Below are 16,827 nucleotides of genomic sequence, written 5' to 3' on the forward strand. Positions count from 1 at the left end.
GTTTGCTATTGCACGAGACGCCGGCGCGTCACCGAGCGTACCCGTAAACTGCAGCCGCATTGTCCGAAGACACGAAGCCGCTCTCGACGTCGTCCTTGACTGCCGCGCGCTCGCGCGTCGCGGGATCGCCGATGCCGGCGCCGCCGGGGGTCAGCACCACCAGCCGGTCGTCCGGCGGCACCTGCTGAAAGCCTTTTCCGCGCAGCTTCTTGCCGGATTTGAGCCCGACATAGCCGGCCTCGCCGTTACGGCCGCCGTCGCGCCCGCGCGGCGGATGATCGATGCGGTCGAACGCGGCCAGAATGTCGAACGACGCATCGACGCCGCTGCCGACCTCGATGATCTGACCGAGCCCGCCGCGGGTGCGCCCTGCCCCGCCGGAATCCGGGCGCAGCTCCTTGCGCCAGAAGATCAAGGGCGTCTGCGTCTCCGCGATCTCGACCGGCGTGCCGCGCACGCCGCTGGGATAGGCGGTTGCCGACAGCCCATCCTTGCCGAAGCGCGCGCCGGTGCCGCCATTGGAGGTCACCGCCATCGAGAACCCGTAATTGCCGCCGGCGCCGCTTCGCGTCTGCCCGCGAACGTTGAGATTCCACAGGCACGATGTGCCCTCGGCCGGCACACGCTCGGGAATGATCTGGCGCAGGCAGCCGAACACGACGTCGGGCAGCATCTGGCCGATGATATGGCGCGAGGCGACCGGCGCCGGCTTCGGCGCATTGAGGATCGCGCCCGCCGGCGCCGACACCGTGAGCGGCGAAAGCGAGCCGGCATTGTTCGGGATCTGCGAGGCGACGACGCAGCCGAGGCCGAACACGGTATAGGCCGTGGTGTAGGACAGGGGCACGTTGATGCCGAACCTGGAGGCGGCCGAGGTGCCGTCGAAATCGACGTGGATGCCTTCATCCGAGATCGTCAAGGTCGCGGCAAGCGTCACCGGCGCGTCGTAGCCGTCGACGGCCATGGTGTTGCGCCAGCTCCCCTTCGGCAGCTTCGCGATCTCGGCGAGCACGGCCTCGCGCGAGCGGTCGCAGATGTAGTCGCCGAGCTCATCGAGCGTGTCGATGCCGAACTCGGTCATCATCTCGACCAGGCGCTCGCAGCCGACGTCGTTGCAGCCGGCGAGCGAATAGGTGTCGCCCTCGGTGTCGATCGGCAGCCGCGTGTTGGTGCGGATCATCGCCATCAGCGTCTCGTTGACGACGCCCTGGTCGATCAGCTTCAGCATGGGAATGTAGAGGCCCTCCATGAATACGTCGGTGGCATCGGGCCCGAAGCCGATGCCGCCAATGTCCATGAGATGGCTGGTGCAGGAGAACAGCGCGACCGGCTTGCCGTCCTTGAAGCAGGGCGTGGTGACGACGAAATCGTTGAGATGGCCGGTGCCCATCCAGGGATCGTTGGTGATGTAGGCATCGCCCTCCTTCATCGTCTCGATCGGAAAATGGGCGATGAAATGCTTGACCGATTCCGCCATCGAGTTGACGTGGCCGGGCGTGCCGGTTACCGCCTGCGCCAGCATGCGGCCCTTGAGGTCGAACACGCCGGCGGAGAGATCGCCGCATTCGCGCACGATCGGGCTGAAGGCGGTGCGGAGCAGCACCTGTGCCTGCTCCTCGACCACGGCGATCAGCCGGTGCCACATGATCTGGAGGTCGATCAGGCTCGCGCCGCTTGCCTTGCTCATGATCAGGCCGCCTTTCGTTCCATGACGATGCTGCCGGCACCGTCGATATGCGCGTCAAAACTGGTGGACACGAAGGTCGAAGTCTCGTCCTCCGCGATCACGGCGGGGCCCGCGATGGTCGCGCCCGGCGCCATGTCCTCGCGGCGATAGAGCGGGATCTCGATCACCTCGCCTGCCCGGCCGTCGAAGAATTTGCGGCTGCCGATGGCTTTTGCCGCCGGCTTGCGCGCGACGGCTGCGACGGCGGACGGATTGCGTGCCTCGGTGGTCGCGAGCACTGACCAGCTCAGCACCTCGATCGCCGCACCCGGGATCGGCCGCTCGAACATCGCCGAATAATCCGCTTCGAACTTCTGGCGCAGGCCGGCGAGATCGGCCGTCGTCAGCCGCCGGTTCGGCAGCTCGACCGAGATCTCGTGACCCTGGCCGACATAGCGCATGAAGGCGGCGCGGCGCTCGCGCACCGGCGCGCCGGCCGCACCAGGCTCGACCAGCGCCCGAGCTTCGCCCGCCATCTCCTGCAGGAGATCGGAGACCGCCTCGGTGTCGAAATCATCGAGGCGGACATGACGGCTGCGCACCAGTTCGTAGGCGATGGGCGCGGCAAGAAAGCCGACGGCCGAGCCGACACCGGCATTGGACGGCACGATCACGCGGGAGACGCCGATCTTCTCGGCGACGCGGGCCGCATGCAGCGGCGCAGCGCCGCCGAAGGCGATCAGCGTGTGCTGGCCGACCACGGCACCGCGCTCGACCGCATGCACGCGCGCCGCGCTCGCCATGTTCTCGCAGACGACCTCATGCACGGCATAGGCCGCGGTTTCCGCCGACAGGCCGAGCGGCTCACCGACGTCGCGCAGCAGCGCCTGTCTTGAAAGCTCCGGATCGAGCTTGATGGTGCCGGCCGCAAAGGCGTCGGGGTCGATCATGCCGAGCGCAACATCCGCGTCGGTGACGGCCGGACGCTGGCCGCCGCGGCCGTAGCAGGCCGGCCCCGGCTCGGACGAGGCGCTCTCCGGACCCACGGTGACGCGCTTCATCGCGTCGACATGCGCGATCGAGCCGCCGCCGGCGCCGATCTCGACCATCTCGATCACGGGGATGCGTACCGGCAGGCCGGAGCCCTTGAGGAAGCGCGCGGCGCGATCGACCTCGAATACGCGCGAGGTCTCGGGCTGGTACTTCTCGATCAGGCAGATCTTCGCGGTGGTGCCGCCCATGTCGAAGGACAGCACCTTGCTCTCGCCAAGACGTGCCGCGATCTGCGCTGCGAAAATCGCGCCGCCGGCCGGACCGGATTCGACGAGACGCACCGGAAAACGCCGCGCCGTCTCGATCGAGGTGACGCCGCCGCCGGAGGTGACGAGATAGATCGCCCCCCGGAACTGCTCGACCTGCAAGGCGTCCGCCATGCGGGCGAGATAACCATCGATCAGGGGTTGCACATAGGCGTTCGCGACCGCTGTGGAGGTGCGCTCATATTCGCGGATCTCCGGACATACTGCCGAGGACACGGTCACGGAGATGCCGGGCATCTCCTCACTGATGATTGCCGCGGTGCGCCGCTCGTGCTCCGGATTGGCATAGGAATGCAGGAAGGCGATCGCGACGCTCTCGACGCCTCGCCCACGCAATTTTGGCGCGAGTGCGCGCACCGCCGCTTCGTCCAGCGGGAGCCGAACGGCGCCGTGGGCGTCGATACGCTCGGGCACGGTGAAGCGGAGACTGCGCGGCGCCAGCGGCTTCGGCTTGTCGATGCTGAGATCATATTGGTCGTAGCGGCTCTCGGTGCCGATATCGAGCACGTCGCGGAAGCCATCCGTCGCGATCAGCGCTGTCTTCGCACCGCGGCGCTCGATGATGGCATTGGTGGCGAGCGTGGTGCCGTGAATGAAGACGTCGATGTCGCTGATATGGGCACGTGCGTCGGCGAGGATGAGGCGCATGCCGTCCAGCACGGCCTGCTCGGGCCGCTGCGGCGTCGTCAGCACCTTGCGTGTCTTGCGATCCTGTCCCACGTCCAGCACGATGTCGGTGAACGTGCCACCGATATCGACGGCAAGCCGCACCTCGGCTCCCTCAAGCATTCCAAATTCTCCGCGCTGATCGTCAAGACTGAGGCCGAAAGCGCAGCAATTTCCATGCCATGGACGACGAGGACAACGCCGCGCCCGGCTATTCTGCTTGGCACCTATGCATTAGGCAAGACGTGTTCGCAGGAGGCGCGATCAGAGCAGGAATGCGAGCGCCGCCTCGCAGCGCTCCTCGACCTTCAACGTCAGGAGATCGTCGGCGCGGGTGCGGCCGAGGTTGACCGCCGCAATCGGAATGTTGCGCTGCGCGGCAGCCTGCACGAAGCGAAATCCGGAATAGACCATCAGCGAGGAGCCGACGACGAGCATGGCATCGGCCTGTGCCAGATGATCCCGCGCAGTGGCCACGATGTCGCGGGGAACGTTCTCGCCGAAGAACACGACGTCGGGTTTGAGGATGCCGCCGCAGGCCTCGCAGGCCGGCACCTGGAAGGACGAAAAATCCTCGTGCTCCAGATCCGCGTCGCCGTCAGGTGCATCGGCGGCGTCGAGCGTCAGCCATGCTGCATTCGCGCGGCCAAGCGCGTGCTGGAACTCATCGCGCGGCGTCTTCGCCCCGCAACCCATGCAGCGGACCAGGTCGAGCCGTCCGTGCAGATCGATCACCTGCCGGTGGCCGGCGGACTGATGCAGGCGGTCGACATTCTGGGTCAGCAGCATCCCGCACCGGCCGTTCGCCTCGAGCCGTGCCAATGCATGATGCGCATCGTTCGGCCGCGCCTGGCCGAACCGCCGCCAGCCGATCAGGCTGCGCGCCCAATAGCGCCGGCGCGTGTGCTCGTCCGACATGAAGGCCTGGAAGTTGACGGGCTGGGTCCGCTTCCAGTTGCCGTGGCTGTCGCGATAATCGGGAATGCCCGAATTGGTGCTGCAGCCGGCGCCGGTCAGCACGAACAGACGTTCGTGCCGGCTGATGAAATCCTGCAGCGGAAGGTTTGCCAGCGGAGCCTGTGTCATGGCGCATGATGTAGTTCGCACGGACCGGTTTTGCCAGATCATGGCAGCTCGCGGCGCGTGGCAGCCCGCGGCGTGTGGCAGCCCGGCTGGGCGGTCATCGCGGGGACCGGCGCCCTGTCAGGTCGAATGGACGAGGCTTCTCCTGTCCTGCCTTGCGGGCGGCTTGCTGCAGCGTCAGCCGGAATTCGTCCCGCTTCTCGTGCACCGAGGCGATCGCATGCCCGACCGCAACGCCCAGGCCGACCAGTGCGGCTTCGGAAAGCTGCAGGCTTGCCTCGATGGTTTCCGGCACCGCATCGGTTGCGCCGATCGCATAGAGGTGGCGGGCATGATCGGCGTCCCGCGCGCGTGACACGATCAGCACGTCCGGCCGCGCCGCGCGGATCCGCTCGACGACAGCATCGATCGCCGGTCGCGACTGAATGGTGATGATCACACCAGTCGTCTGCATCAGGCCGCAGGCTTCCAGGAAGCCCGGTTCTGTCGCATCACCAAAATAGACCTTGTGACCGTCGCGGCGGTCGCGCGCCACGGCGACGGCCTCGTGATCGACCGCGATGTAGTTCAGGCCATGGCTGGTCAAGAGCGAACAGACGACTTTTCCGACGCGGCCGTAGCCGACCACGATGGCCTGCGCCCGGTCGCCGGGCGGCCGAACCGCGAGTTCGGGATCGAGAGCGCGTTCGCCACGCAACTTCGCGGCCAATCGTCGTCCGAGCATACCCAGAAGCGGCGTCAATGCCATCGTCACGGCGGTGACGGCGACCGCAAAGCTCGAAGCGCGCGGCTCGATCAAGCCGAGCGCCGCCGCCATTCCGATGCTCACGAAGGCGAATTCGCCGACCGGCCCCAGCAGGAAGCCGACTTCGATCGCCGACGGCCATGAGAGCCTGAAGAGGCGGCCCAGGATGATGAGCACGATCGCCTTGCCGGCGAGAATGCCGATAACCGCGGCCAGCAGCCAACCGGGCTCGCGCATGAACACGCGGAAGTCGATGGCCATGCCGACGGTGAAGAAGAAGATCCCTAGGAGCAGGCCCTTGAACGGCTCGACGGTGGCCTCGATGGCCTTGCCATACTCGGTTTCCGCCAGCATCAGTCCTGCAACGAATGCTCCAAGCGCCATCGACAGCCCGGCCTGGTGCGCGGCCAGGCCTGCGCCGACGATGACGAACAAGGTCGCGGCGACGAACAACTCGGTCGAATGGGTGCCCGCGACCAACTGGAATAGCGGACGCATCAGCAGTCGTCCGACCAGAATGAGGAAAGCGACCACCAGCGCCGCCTTCAAGATCGCACTGGAGATGTGCGCCACAACGGAGCCGCCGTCGCCTGCGCCGAGCACCGAGACGAAGACGAGTATGGGAACGACGACAAGGTCCTGGGCCAGCAGCACCGAGAAGCTGGCGCGCCCGGAAGTGGTCGCAAGCCGCCTTTCGGCGGACAGAAGCTCGAGCACGATCGCCGTCGAGGACAGCGCCAGACTCGCGCCCAGGATGACGGCGGTATCGGAGTTCTGCCCGGCGAGAAGCGCTACGGCAAAAATCATGGCTGATGTCACCAGGACCTGCAGGCCGCCAAGCCCGAACACCAGGCGTCGCATTGTGACAAGCCGCCTGAACGACAGCTCGAGCCCGATCAGGAAGAGCAGGAATACGATACCGAGATTGGCGATACCCTCGACGTTCTGCGCATCCGCTACCGTGAACCAGTACAGGAATGGCAGTTCCTGAACGAGCGAGCCGAGCCCGAGCGGACCGAGAATGGCGCCGGCGCCGAGATAGCCCAGCACGGGATTGATGCCCCAATGGCGGACAATCGGCAGCACGACGCTGGCGGTGCCGAGGACTACCAGCGCGTCACTATAGGCATTGATGTTGATCGTTGTGGTCACGAGCCCTTCACGTGTCGGCACTCGCCAATAGCGGCAGCGTCGTCCACGGTCGATAGCACACGGCGCCGCAGACCCCCAACCGGTCCTGACACACTATCCCGTGCGAAGCACGCGTGACGTTCAGCTTGCCCAATTCTCTCGAAACTCGGGAAACAGCGTCAGGCCCCCGCAAGCGTAGATAGTCTGCCCGGTGATGTAGCTCGCCTCGTCCGAGGCGAGGAAGGCGAACACGGCGGCGATCTCTTCCGGCGTGCCGACGCGCCCCATGGGAATGTGGGAGGTCACGACGCCGCGCTTCTCCGGGTCGCCGGTCCAGGCCGCATTGATCGGCGTGTCGATCGCACCCGGGCCGACCGCATTGACGCGGATGCCTTGGCCGGCGAATTCCAGCGCCAGCGTGCGCGTCAGATTGGCCATGCCGCCCTTGCTGATCGAGTAAGCGAGATAGCCGGGCTTCGGGATGATCTGGTGCACGCTGGAGCAATTGATGATGCTGCCGCCTCCGCCCCGCGCGACGAAATGCGCGAGCGCCTTCTGCGCGCACAGCACGGCGCCGTTGAGATTGACGTCGATGATGCGGCGATAGGTTTCGACATCGAGCGCATCGCTCGGCGATTCCCGCTGGAAGCCGGCATTGTTGACGAGACAGTCGAGGCGCTTCCAGCGCGAAAGGACCGTCTCGAACATCGCCGCGATGTCCTGCTCGCTGCCGACATCGGCCTTGACGATGATGTGATCGGCCTCGCCGTGTCCGCGGTCGGCGGACGCCGTCCGCGCGAGCGCGAGCGTCTCCTCGGCCCCTCCGGGACTACCGAAATAATTGATGGCGACGGTCGCCCCTTCCTGGGCCAGCCGGATGGCGACGGCGCGGCCGATGCCCTGGGAGGCGCCGGTCACCAGCGCGTACTGGCCGGCGAGACGCGAGGCAAAGGAGCTTGAGCGATCGGTGTGGGGCATGAGTGATCTCCAGGGATGCCTGATCATCGGCGGAACCGGCGCTTTGTTCCATCCCTCGATGCATTGCTGCGATTCATTGGGCGTTGCGGGCGCGCGTCAGGGTTAGGATCTGGTACAGGATGATGGCGCCGAAGGTTGCTGTGCCGATCCCGCCGATCGTGAATGCACCGAATTTGAGCGTGAGATCGCCGGCGCCTGCGGTGAGCGCCACCGCGACGGTGATCAGGTTCGCGGGATCTGCAAAGTCGACCTTGTTCTCGACCCAGATCCGGCCGGCCATCGCCGCAATCAACCCGAACAGCACGATCGAGAGGCCGCCGATGACGGGCCCCGGGATCGACAGGATCAGCGCGCCGAATTTCGGCGAGAAGCCGAGCAGGATCGACACAATGGCCGCGAAGGCGAACAACAAGGTGGAATAGACCTTCGTCGCCGCCATGACGCCGATGTTCTCGGCATAGGTCGTGACGCCGGTGCCGCCGCCGCATGCCGCCACGATGGTCGCGAGGCTGTCCGCGAACAGGGCGCGGCCGAGATAGCGATCGAGGCTCCGGCCCGTCATCGCGCCGACGGCCTTGATGTGACCGAGGTTCTCGGCGACGAGGATGACCGCGACGGGCGCAATCAGGAAGATTGCATCGGCCTGGAACGTCGGCGTGGTGAAGCTGGGCATCCCGAACCACGACGCCGCCGAGAGTTGCGCGAAATCGATCGGCTTGCCGAAGCCGAGGCCGTTCGCGAACAGCAAGTACAAGAGATATCCGCCGATTGCGCCGACAATGATCGGCAGCCGGCGCCACAGACCCGGCGCGGCAACGGCAACCACGCCGATGATCAGAACGGTCGCGAGCCCGATCCAGGTGTCGAAAGTCCCGGCGCTCACCGCCTTGACCGCCACGGGTGCCAGGTTGAGGCCGATCGCGGCGACCACGGCGCCGGTGACGGCGGGCGGTAGCAGCCTTTCGACCCAGCCGACCCCCGACCACATCACGACCAGCGAAATCAGGCCGTAAAGCACGCCGGCTCCGACAATGCCGCCGAGCGCCACCGACAAGTTGGGATTCGGTCCCTGCCCCGCATAGCCGGTGGCGGCAATGACGACGGCGATGAATGCGAAGCTCGAGCCGAGATAGCTCGGCACGCGCCCCGCGACGATCACGAAAAAGATCAGCGTGCCGACGCCGGAGAACAGGACCGCAACATTGGGATCGAACCCCATCAGCAGCGGCGCGATGATCGTCGAGCCCGACATGGCGACGCAATGCTGGAGACCCGAGACGACGGTCTGGCCCCAGGGCAGCCGCTCCTCCGGCATGATCACGCCCGAGGTCTTGAGCTTCCAGCGTGGAAAATAGCCTCGCGTTTGCTCGTCGGAGCTTCTTGCAGTCCCCATGTTCCCCCCAGTTGCGGTGCAGCCGATCGATGTTCGTGCGATCCGACAAAAATGTGATTGTCACTTCTGCGGCGGCCATCACATGGTGCAGGTCAAGCAGGAGCCAAATCCTGCAAGATCAATGCGTTCCGGGGCACACTCTATGACACAAGTCGCGATCCAGCCAGCCGCCCTCCGCCGGCGCCAGCCCTGGTACAAGATCCTCTACATCCAGGTCCTGATCGCGATCGCGCTCGGCGTGCTCATCGGCCACCTCTATCCCGATCTCGGCAAGGCCCTGAAGCCGCTCGGCGATGGTTTCATCGCGTTGATCAAGATGATGATCGCGCCGGTGATCTTCTGCACCGTGGTGCACGGCATCTCCTCGATGGGCGACCTCAAGCGCGTCGGCCGGGTCGGCCTGAAGTCGCTGATCTATTTCGAGACGGTCTCGACGGTCGCGCTCGCCATCGGACTTTTGGTCGGCGAGATCCTCCAGCCCGGGCACGGCTTCAACATCGACCCCGCCACGATCGATCCGAAATCGGTGGCGACCTATGTCACCAAGGCCCACGAGGAGGGCATCGTCGCCCATCTGATGGCAATCATCCCCGACAGCTATGTGGGCGCGATTGCGCGTGGCGACCTCCTGCAGGTGCTGCTGGTCTCGATCCTCTCCGGCTTCGCCATCGCCTTCCTCGGCAAGGCCGGCGAGCCCATCGCGGACGCCATCGACAAGGCCGCGAAGGTGTTCTTCGGCATCATCCGCATCATCGTCCGCGTCGCCCCGATCGGCGCGTTCGGCGCGATGGCGTTCACCGTCGGCGCCTACGGTCTCGGCTCGCTGCTCAACCTCGCCGCCCTGATCGGCACGTTCTACCTGACCAGCATGCTGTTCGTACTGATCGTGCTCGGTTCGATCGCCCGGGTCGCCGGCTTCTCGATCCTGCGCTTCATCGCCTACATCAAGGACGAGCTTTTGATCGTGCTCGGCACCTCATCCTCCGAGACGGTGCTGCCGCAGATGATCCAGAAGATGGAGCATCTCGGCGCCTCGCGCTCGGTGGTCGGCCTCGTCATTCCCACCGGCTACAGCTTCAACCTCGACGGCACCAACATCTACATGACGCTGGCGACGCTGTTCTTGGCGCAGGCGACCAACACCCATCTGACCATCTGGCAGGAGCTCGGCATTCTCGGCATCGCCATGATCACCTCGAAGGGCGCTTCGGGCGTCACCGGCGCGGGCTTCATCACGCTCGCCGCGACGCTCTCGATCGTGCCTGACATCCCGATCCAGTCGATTGCGATCCTCGTCGGCATCGACAAATTCATGAGCGAATGCCGTGCACTGACCAATCTGATCGGCAATGGTGTCGCCTGCGTCGTCATCAGCATCTCCGAGGGCGAGCTCGATCGCGACGCGCTGCACGAGACCATGGCCCACCCGCTGGAGATGGGCGAAGCACTGGAACCCGGCGGTCGCGCATAGCTTCGCGCCAGCGCCGACGCGGTAGTTTCCCGGAGTAGAAAATTGGCGCGGCACGCGTCACAACAATCGAGTTGGGATCACGGATTGATACTCATTTTTTCCGCCCGACGCGCTGGGGGCAGGGCGTCGGGCTTTTGAAAATCTCCGCCATATTCAGGCCGCGCGGTGGGATCACATGATCCCGCCGTTGGCGCGCGTCGTTCTGGCAGCGAGATCGAGCCGTCGCGTGATTCCGATCGCCTGCAGGAACGCCTCGTCGTGGCTGACGACGAGCAGCGCGCCGTCATAGGCTCTCAAGCCAGCCTCGACGGCTTCGATGGACTCGATGTCGAGGTGATTGGTCGGCTCATCCAGGATCAGCAGAGAGGGCGGCCTCGTTCCGCCCAGCACGCAGGCAAGCCCCGCACGGAACATTTGCCCGCCGCTCAGGCTGCCGACGACCTGCAGGGCTGCATCGGCGCGAAACATGAACCGGGCCAGCGCGGCATGGCACGCATTGGCGCCCGCCTCCGCATTGAGGCGGCCGAAGTTCTCCAGGATGGAGCGCGTCGGATCGAGCAGGCTGACCTTCTGGTCGAACAGCGCGAAATCGGGCCTGACCCGCACCGTACCCGCGACGGGGCGCAACTCGCCGGCAATGAGCCTCAGCAGCGTCGTCTTGCCCGAGCCGTTGGGCCCGACCAGCGCGACACGCTCCGGCCCGACCATTGTGAACGACAGATCACGCAAGACCGGCTGCTCCGGGCGATAGCCAGCGCTGACGCCGTCGAGCCAAAGCACCTCCCTGCCGGCCGGCAGGCCAGTCACGGGCAGTTTCACCGAAAGCGGCTGAAGAACCTCGATGCGGCGGCGTGCCGTGTCGACGGCGTCGAGCGCGTCCGCACGCCGCCGCTCGGAAACTTGCGCATTCTTGCCGCCGGTATCCTCGCTGCGGTCCTTGCGCGCGCCGGCAAGGATACGCGGCATGTCGCCCTTCGCCCGTTTCTTTTTTCCGCCGCTGTCCTTGCGCTCTTTCCGCTCGGCGGCGTCCTGGGCCTTGCCATCGATCTCGGACAGGCGCCGCTCGGCATGCGCGAGAGAGTGCCTGACGGCCGCGAGCTCGACGGTTTTTTGCTCGCGATAACGGCTCCAATTACCGCCGTATCGTGTTGCGCCCAGCGACGTCAGCTCGACGATCGCATCCATCGTCTCGAGCAAATTCCGGTCGTGGCTGACGACGATCGCGCCGCTGCGCCAGCCGGCGAGGAGATCGGTCACTGCCTCGCGTCCGTCCCGGTCGAGATTGTTGGTGGGCTCGTCGAGCAGCAGAAAGTCGGGCTCGGCAAAGACCAAAGCGGCAAGGCGAACGCGCGTGATCTGGCCGCCCGATAGTTGCGAGAGCTGCGTATCGGGAGAAGGATCGAAGCCGAGGCCCGCCAGGGCGGCCTGAAGCCGCGCTTCGAGCGTCCAGTCGATCGTGGCGATGTCGTCGGCCGAGGCGTCGCCCCGCTCCGCACGGCGCATCAGCTCCAGCGCCGGCCGCACGCGGAACAGATCGGCCACCGTGCCATCAGCTGGCGGTTGAACGTCCTGGCGCAGCAGGCCGATGGTCCCGTTGATCAGAACACGACCGGACTGGGGAACATGCTCGCCCAACATCGACGCTAGCAGCGTCGTCTTGCCGACGCCGTTACGGCCGACGAGACCGGTGCGCTCGGCCGCGAATGTCAGATCGATGCTGGAAAGAACAGACCGGCCGTCAAGCGTGGACAGCGAGAGGTTCGACAGGATGATTGAAGCAGGCATGGAATTCCCCGTGAGCAAGGCGGATGGGCGTTGCGGTCGGGGTGAAATCCATGGCGGCGAAGTTCCTGATTGAGAGCCCCCTAACTAGTCCCGCGGAAGCGCAAGATCAAGCCGCAGTCGAAGGGACGACAGCACGAGAAACGCGCTGAGGTCCCTATCGCTCTGCGATCAGCCCTTGAGCGCGGTGACCACCACCTCGATCAGCGCGCTGCCGCCGAGATCGGCGACGCCGACAGTGGCGCGGGTCGGCAGATTGTCGCCGAAGAACTCGGTCCAGGCCGCGTCCATCTCCTTCTTCTTGGAGAGGTCCGTGACGAAGATCGAGGCGCTGACGACGCGGCTCTTGTCGGTTCCGGCTTCCTTCAGATAGCCGGCGATCTTGCCGAGGATGTTGCGGGTCTGGTCGCCCATCGAGACCGAAGTGTCGTCGGCGATGGTGCCGCCGAGGAAGACGAACCCATTGGCCTCGACGGCGCGGTGCATGATGGGCGTGCGGATGCTGCGGGTGATGCTCATGATGTCCTCTTGTTGTCAGAGCGTGGAAGGATGGAAGCGCTCGATGCCGAGATCGCCGACGCGAGTCTGGGTGCCACCGTTGACGATCAGCTCCGCCATCACGGCGCCGGCGCCGGGGCCGAGTTGGAAACCGTGCAGCGAGAAGCCGAACTGGTGATAGAGACCCCTATGACGGCTGCTCGGCCCGAACACGGGAATGTCGTCCTTCATCTTCGCCTCGATGCCGGCCCAGGCCCGCACGATGGTGGCGCTACGCATCACCGGAAACAGCTCGAACACGGTCTGCGCACTGGTCGCAAGGCTCTTCCAGTCGAGCACCGTCTCGTTGCGGTCCTGATAGGGCGTTGCCAGATGGCCGCCGCCGATCAGCACGGTGCCATTGGAGAATTGCTTGAAGGACAATTTCCGCCCGCGCAGGATCACGACGGGATCGATGAAGTGCGGCACGCGCGAGGTGATCATCAGCATCGGCGCGACCGTCTCGACCGGAACCGGCTCGCCGAGCGCAGCCGCGATCTTCCCGGCCCACGCGCCGGCTGCATTGACGAGCACGGGCGCGGCATAGGTGTCAGGGCCGACGTCGACATGCCAGAGGCCGTCGCTGTGGCGGATGTTGCCGGCCGCGACGCCCTCGCGCACGGTCGCATCGAGCTGCTCGGCCTTGCGACGAAACGCCGTTGTCGTCTGCGCCGGATTGGCCGCGCCGTCGCGGCGCGAGACCACGCCGCCGGGACAGGTCTCGGCGACCGCCGGGACGAGCCGACGCAATTCAGCCGTGTCGATCAGCTCTTCATGGGTGAAACCAAGCGCGTTGAGCTCGGCGACGCGCGCCCGGCAGACGGCCAGCTCCTCTTCGTTCTCCGCGACCAGCACCTGGCCGTAGCTCTCGAAGCTGCAATCGTCGTCGAGCAGATCCGAGATCTTCTCCCAGATTCCCATCGAGCGGATCGACAGCGGAATCTCGGGAATGTGCCGCGCGAGCTGGCGCACGCCGCCGGCATTGACGCCGGAAGCGTGGCGGCCGGCATAGTCCTTCTCGATCAGCACCGGCTTCATCCCGGCCAAGCACAGATGGAGCGCGGTGGAGCATCCGTGGATGCCGCCGCCGACGACGATCGCATCCACGTTCTCGGTCATCCGCGCACCACCGCCTTGACGTCGGCCTCGCTCTTGGGAACGGCGGCGAGCTCGGCGAGCGTGATCGGCTTCACAGGCGCGCGCAGCCGGTAATAGCCGATCTCCTGCGGCGTCTTTCCCCGCGCCTGCGCCATCAGCTCGGTGACGGTGAGTCCGCAGAGCCGGCCCTGGCACGGACCCATGCCGGTACGGCGATAGGCCTTGAGCTGGTTCGGCCCCGTCGCGCCGATCGCGACCGCATCGAGAATATCCTTTGCCGTCACCTCCTCGCAGCGACAGACGATCGTATCGCCCGAGGGAACGCGGAACTGCGGCGACGGGCGGAACAGCGTATCGAGGAAGACACGGCCGCGCTCGGCCCTCGCAAGGTCAGCGCGCAACGTCGCCATCGTGGGCACCTTCGCCGCAGCCGCCGGCGCCAGCGCCTCCACTGCCGCGCGTGCAGCGATCCGGCCGCGGACCACGGCCGCATTGGCACCGCCGATGCCAGCACCATCGCCGGCGATCGCGATGCCGGCGACCGACGAACCGCCGCTCGCGTCCAGCACCGGCGACCAACACAATTGCAGATCATCCCAGCGGTGCTCGACGCCGGCCGCCATCGCCAGATTGACGTTGGGGACGACGCCTTGATGCAGCAGCAACAGGTCGGCAGGAATGGTCTCGCGCTTGCCGCCGGCGACGTAGCTCACGCTCGCAAGCTGACCGTCGCCGGATGCGGCGAGCTCCGTCACGCCGGAGACGAGTTGCACCTTCGCCTTCACCTCGCGCATCATCGACAGGCCCTTGGTGAAATAGGGCGAAGTCAGGAAGGCGAAGGCGTGCGGCAGCGCGGCGAAATAATTGCCGCGCTCGGTGGTGTCGAGGATGCGGTCGATGCGACCGCCGAGACGCAAAATCTGTGCGGCAAGCAGCCAGAGCAGCGGCCCCTGCCCCGCGATCACGGTGCGGCCATCGGGCACGAGCGCCGACGATTTCAACATCGTCTGCGCCGCGCCGGCCGTCATCACGCCGGGCAGCGTCCAGCCCGGAATAGGAAACGGCCGCTCCAGCGCCCCGGTCGCGAGGATTACGCGCTGCGCCTTGACGAAGGCGGACGCGCCGCCGATCGACACGGCAATCTCGAGATTGCGGTCAAGGCTCCAGACCGTGGCGCGGTGGATGACTTCCGCATTGCTGGCGCGCAGCGACTTCACTAGATCGGCGCCGACCCAATAATCCGCGCCGAGCTGGCTGCGCTCCGTGACCGGCGTGGACGAGATGGCGCGAAACACCTGGCCGCCGGGGCCGACATTCTCGTCGAGCAGCAGCGTCGAGAGATCTGCTTCGGCGGATGTCGCGGCAGCCGCGAGGCCGGCGGGACCGGCGCCGATCACCACGACGTCATAGGCGTCGCGCCTGGGAGCCACAATCATCTTCCGATCTCCCGCTTGCCCTTCTGGATCTCGACCTGCATGCCCTCGGCGACGGGCACGAGGCAACCCTGCCGGTTGCCGACACCGTCGATGGTGACGAGGCAGTCGAAGCACACGCCCATCATGCAATAGGGCAGACGCGGCGCACCGCTCACCGCGGTGGACCTGCGCACATCAAGGCTCGATGCCAACAGCGCCGCGGAGACCGTGTCGCCCTGCCGTGCCGCGACGGCAACGCCGTCGACGAAGATCTGCACCTGAGCACGCTTGTCCTGTTCGGATCGTCTAAACATGGATGCCTCTTGGCTCCTTCGATATCTCTAATAGCCGCTGTTGTTGGCCGCGCCCGCGCCGCCAAAACGGCTCGCCGAGAACGCGCCGACCAGCTCGGGCTCGAGTGCGCCCTGCGCCACCATGCGCGCGATCTCGAAGGCGTGGTTGGAGGCGAGCGTCACGCCGGAATGACAGCAGGCAACGAAGGCGCCGGGATGCGTCTCCGACTGGTCATAGATTGGAAATCCGTCCTGCGGCATGACGCGAATGCCGGCCCAGCTCCTGACCACGTTGAGCCGCGACAGATGCGGGAACATGCGCTGGGCGCGATCGGTCATCACGGCGCTGATCGAATGCTTCAGCGCGCGGTCGTCGAGCTCGTCCTCCTTGCTGTCGCCGATCATCACCGTGCCCTCGTCGGTCTGGCGGATCGTGGTCAAGGGATGCGGCAGGAACGGCATGGTGCGCTCGGTCACCACGATCTGTCCGCGCGTCGGCCCCATCGGAGCAACGAGCCCAACCATCGGCGCCAGCGTCTGGTTGGCATTGCCGGCGGCGAGCACGACCTTGGCGGCGCGCAGCTCGCCCTGCGGCGTGGTCAGGCGGAACTCGCCGCCGCTCTTGCTGATCGCCGAGACCGGACGCTCCGGAAAATAGTCGATGCCGAACGCCCTGAAGCCGGTGTGAAACGCACGGAACGTGCGCAGCGAATTGACGTGGCCGTCGAGCGGGCAGTAGCTGCCGCCGGAGACCTCGGGCCCGATCAGCGGCAGCGCCTTCTTCACTTCGGAGGCGGGCAGCATCTCCATCTTGTAGTCGGCAGCGCCGACCTGGTTGTGCATGCGCTTGACCAGCTCGGTGCGCTGGCCGAATTCGTCCTCGCCGAGCGTGAGGTGGAAGCCACCGTTCTGCTGAAGCGAGACGTCGAGACCGGTCTGCTGCTTCAGCTCGTCCGCGAGCCGCCCCCAGGCCTGCGACGCCTGCACGGTCCAGACCGTATAGGCGGGCATGCCGAGACCCTTGCTCTGGACCCAGACCAGCGCAAAATTCGCGCGCGAGGCGCGCTTGGTGATGTCGCCCTCGTCGAGCACGGCGACGCGCTTGCCGAGCCGGCCGAGGCCCCAGGCAATGGCGGAGCCGAGCAGTCCGCCGCCGACGACGGCGACGTCGTATTCAGACTTCTGCTTAGACGCGCTTTCTTCACGCGAACCGGCGTCCACTTCGCTCGGAAACGCTTTAGACATGGGTT

At 66.1% G+C, this 16,827-nt stretch carries 13 protein-coding genes; 1 reads left to right on the top strand and 12 read right to left on the bottom strand.

The window, feature by feature from the left end:
* Positions 1–28 precede the first annotated feature (28 nt).
* From HAP40_RS33315 to HAP40_RS33340, 6 genes are all read right to left on the bottom strand, one after another.
* Entirely contained in the window at positions 29–1,687 is a 1,659-nt protein-coding gene (locus HAP40_RS33315) for a hydantoinase B/oxoprolinase family protein (RefSeq protein WP_166813290.1), read from the bottom strand.
* 2 nt (positions 1,688–1,689) lie between these two features.
* Positions 1,690–3,774 (bottom strand): hydantoinase/oxoprolinase family protein, encoded by a 2,085-nt coding sequence (locus tag HAP40_RS33320; RefSeq protein ID WP_166813288.1) that lies wholly within the window; start codon positions 3,772–3,774, stop codon positions 1,690–1,692.
* A gap of 141 nt (positions 3,775–3,915) precedes the next feature.
* On the bottom strand, positions 3,916–4,737 hold the full coding sequence (locus HAP40_RS33325) for an NAD-dependent protein deacetylase (RefSeq protein ID WP_166813286.1): 822 nt from the start codon (positions 4,735–4,737) through the stop codon (positions 3,916–3,918).
* 94 nt (positions 4,738–4,831) lie between these two features.
* On the bottom strand, positions 4,832–6,631 hold the full coding sequence (locus tag HAP40_RS33330; protein WP_166813284.1) for a cation:proton antiporter: 1,800 nt from the start codon (positions 6,629–6,631) through the stop codon (positions 4,832–4,834).
* A gap of 120 nt (positions 6,632–6,751) precedes the next feature.
* Complete coding sequence (locus tag HAP40_RS33335) at positions 6,752–7,588, bottom strand: SDR family oxidoreductase (RefSeq protein ID WP_166813282.1); 837 nt, start codon at positions 7,586–7,588, stop codon at positions 6,752–6,754.
* A gap of 73 nt (positions 7,589–7,661) precedes the next feature.
* Positions 7,662–8,981, bottom strand: a complete 1,320-nt coding sequence (locus HAP40_RS33340; protein ID WP_166813280.1) for a solute carrier family 23 protein — start codon at positions 8,979–8,981, stop codon at positions 7,662–7,664.
* Positions 8,982–9,123: 142 nt separating this feature from the next.
* Here HAP40_RS33340 and HAP40_RS33345 point away from each other — a divergent pair, with 142 nt between their 5' ends.
* Positions 9,124–10,452 carry a dicarboxylate/amino acid:cation symporter gene (locus tag HAP40_RS33345; protein ID WP_166813278.1) on the top strand — a complete coding sequence of 443 codons (1,329 nt, stop codon included), beginning with the start codon at positions 9,124–9,126 and terminating at the stop codon, positions 10,450–10,452.
* A 171-nt stretch (positions 10,453–10,623) separates the two neighbouring features.
* Here HAP40_RS33345 and HAP40_RS33350 read toward each other — a convergent pair whose 3' ends face one another.
* From HAP40_RS33350 to HAP40_RS33375, 6 genes are all read right to left on the bottom strand, one after another.
* Positions 10,624–12,237 (bottom strand): ABC-F family ATP-binding cassette domain-containing protein, encoded by a 1,614-nt coding sequence (locus HAP40_RS33350; protein ID WP_166813276.1) that lies wholly within the window; start codon positions 12,235–12,237, stop codon positions 10,624–10,626.
* Positions 12,238–12,405: 168 nt separating this feature from the next.
* Entirely contained in the window at positions 12,406–12,753 is a 348-nt protein-coding gene (locus HAP40_RS33355; RefSeq protein WP_027545617.1) for a RidA family protein, read from the bottom strand.
* Positions 12,754–12,768: 15 nt separating this feature from the next.
* Positions 12,769–13,890: an NAD(P)/FAD-dependent oxidoreductase gene (locus tag HAP40_RS33360; RefSeq protein WP_166813274.1), complete on the bottom strand. Its 1,122-nt coding sequence runs from the start codon at positions 13,888–13,890 to the stop codon at positions 12,769–12,771.
* Positions 13,887–15,305, bottom strand: a complete 1,419-nt coding sequence (locus tag HAP40_RS33365; protein WP_166813272.1) for an NAD(P)/FAD-dependent oxidoreductase — start codon at positions 15,303–15,305, stop codon at positions 13,887–13,889. Before HAP40_RS33365 ends, HAP40_RS33360 begins: the two co-directional genes overlap by 4 nt.
* On the bottom strand, positions 15,302–15,598 hold the full coding sequence (locus tag HAP40_RS33370) for a (2Fe-2S)-binding protein (protein ID WP_166813270.1): 297 nt from the start codon (positions 15,596–15,598) through the stop codon (positions 15,302–15,304). Before HAP40_RS33370 ends, HAP40_RS33365 begins: the two co-directional genes overlap by 4 nt.
* Positions 15,599–15,625: 27 nt before the next feature.
* On the bottom strand, positions 15,626–16,822 hold the full coding sequence (locus HAP40_RS33375; protein ID WP_246741226.1) for an NAD(P)/FAD-dependent oxidoreductase: 1,197 nt from the start codon (positions 16,820–16,822) through the stop codon (positions 15,626–15,628).
* Positions 16,823–16,827: the final 5 nt, after the last annotated feature.

The sequence above is a fragment of the Bradyrhizobium sp. 1(2017) genome (genome assembly GCF_011602485.2).
In the GTDB taxonomy this organism is placed as follows: Bacteria; Pseudomonadota; Alphaproteobacteria; order Rhizobiales; family Xanthobacteraceae; genus Bradyrhizobium.

Bases quoted from the DNA above. Each gene is read 5' to 3' on its own strand.
- HAP40_RS33315 (WP_166813290.1), bottom strand. From the start codon at position 1,687: ATGAGCAAGGCAAGCGGCGCGAGCCTGATCGACCTCCAGATCATGTGG.
- HAP40_RS33320 (WP_166813288.1), bottom strand. From the start codon at position 3,774: ATGCTTGAGGGAGCCGAGGTGCGGCTTGCCGTCGATATCGGTGGCACG.
- HAP40_RS33325 (WP_166813286.1), bottom strand. From the start codon at position 4,737: ATGACACAGGCTCCGCTGGCAAACCTTCCGCTGCAGGATTTCATCAGC.
- HAP40_RS33335 (WP_166813282.1), bottom strand. From the start codon at position 7,588: ATGCCCCACACCGATCGCTCAAGCTCCTTTGCCTCGCGTCTCGCCGGC.
- HAP40_RS33340 (WP_166813280.1), bottom strand. From the start codon at position 8,981: ATGGGGACTGCAAGAAGCTCCGACGAGCAAACGCGAGGCTATTTTCCA.
- HAP40_RS33345 (WP_166813278.1), top strand. From the start codon at position 9,124: ATGACACAAGTCGCGATCCAGCCAGCCGCCCTCCGCCGGCGCCAGCCC.
- HAP40_RS33350 (WP_166813276.1), bottom strand. From the start codon at position 12,237: ATGCCTGCTTCAATCATCCTGTCGAACCTCTCGCTGTCCACGCTTGAC.
- HAP40_RS33355 (WP_027545617.1), bottom strand. From the start codon at position 12,753: ATGAGCATCACCCGCAGCATCCGCACGCCCATCATGCACCGCGCCGTC.
- HAP40_RS33360 (WP_166813274.1), bottom strand. From the start codon at position 13,890: ATGACCGAGAACGTGGATGCGATCGTCGTCGGCGGCGGCATCCACGGA.
- HAP40_RS33365 (WP_166813272.1), bottom strand. From the start codon at position 15,305: ATGATTGTGGCTCCCAGGCGCGACGCCTATGACGTCGTGGTGATCGGC.
- HAP40_RS33370 (WP_166813270.1), bottom strand. From the start codon at position 15,598: ATGTTTAGACGATCCGAACAGGACAAGCGTGCTCAGGTGCAGATCTTC.
- HAP40_RS33375 (WP_246741226.1), bottom strand. From the start codon at position 16,822: ATGTCTAAAGCGTTTCCGAGCGAAGTGGACGCCGGTTCGCGTGAAGAA.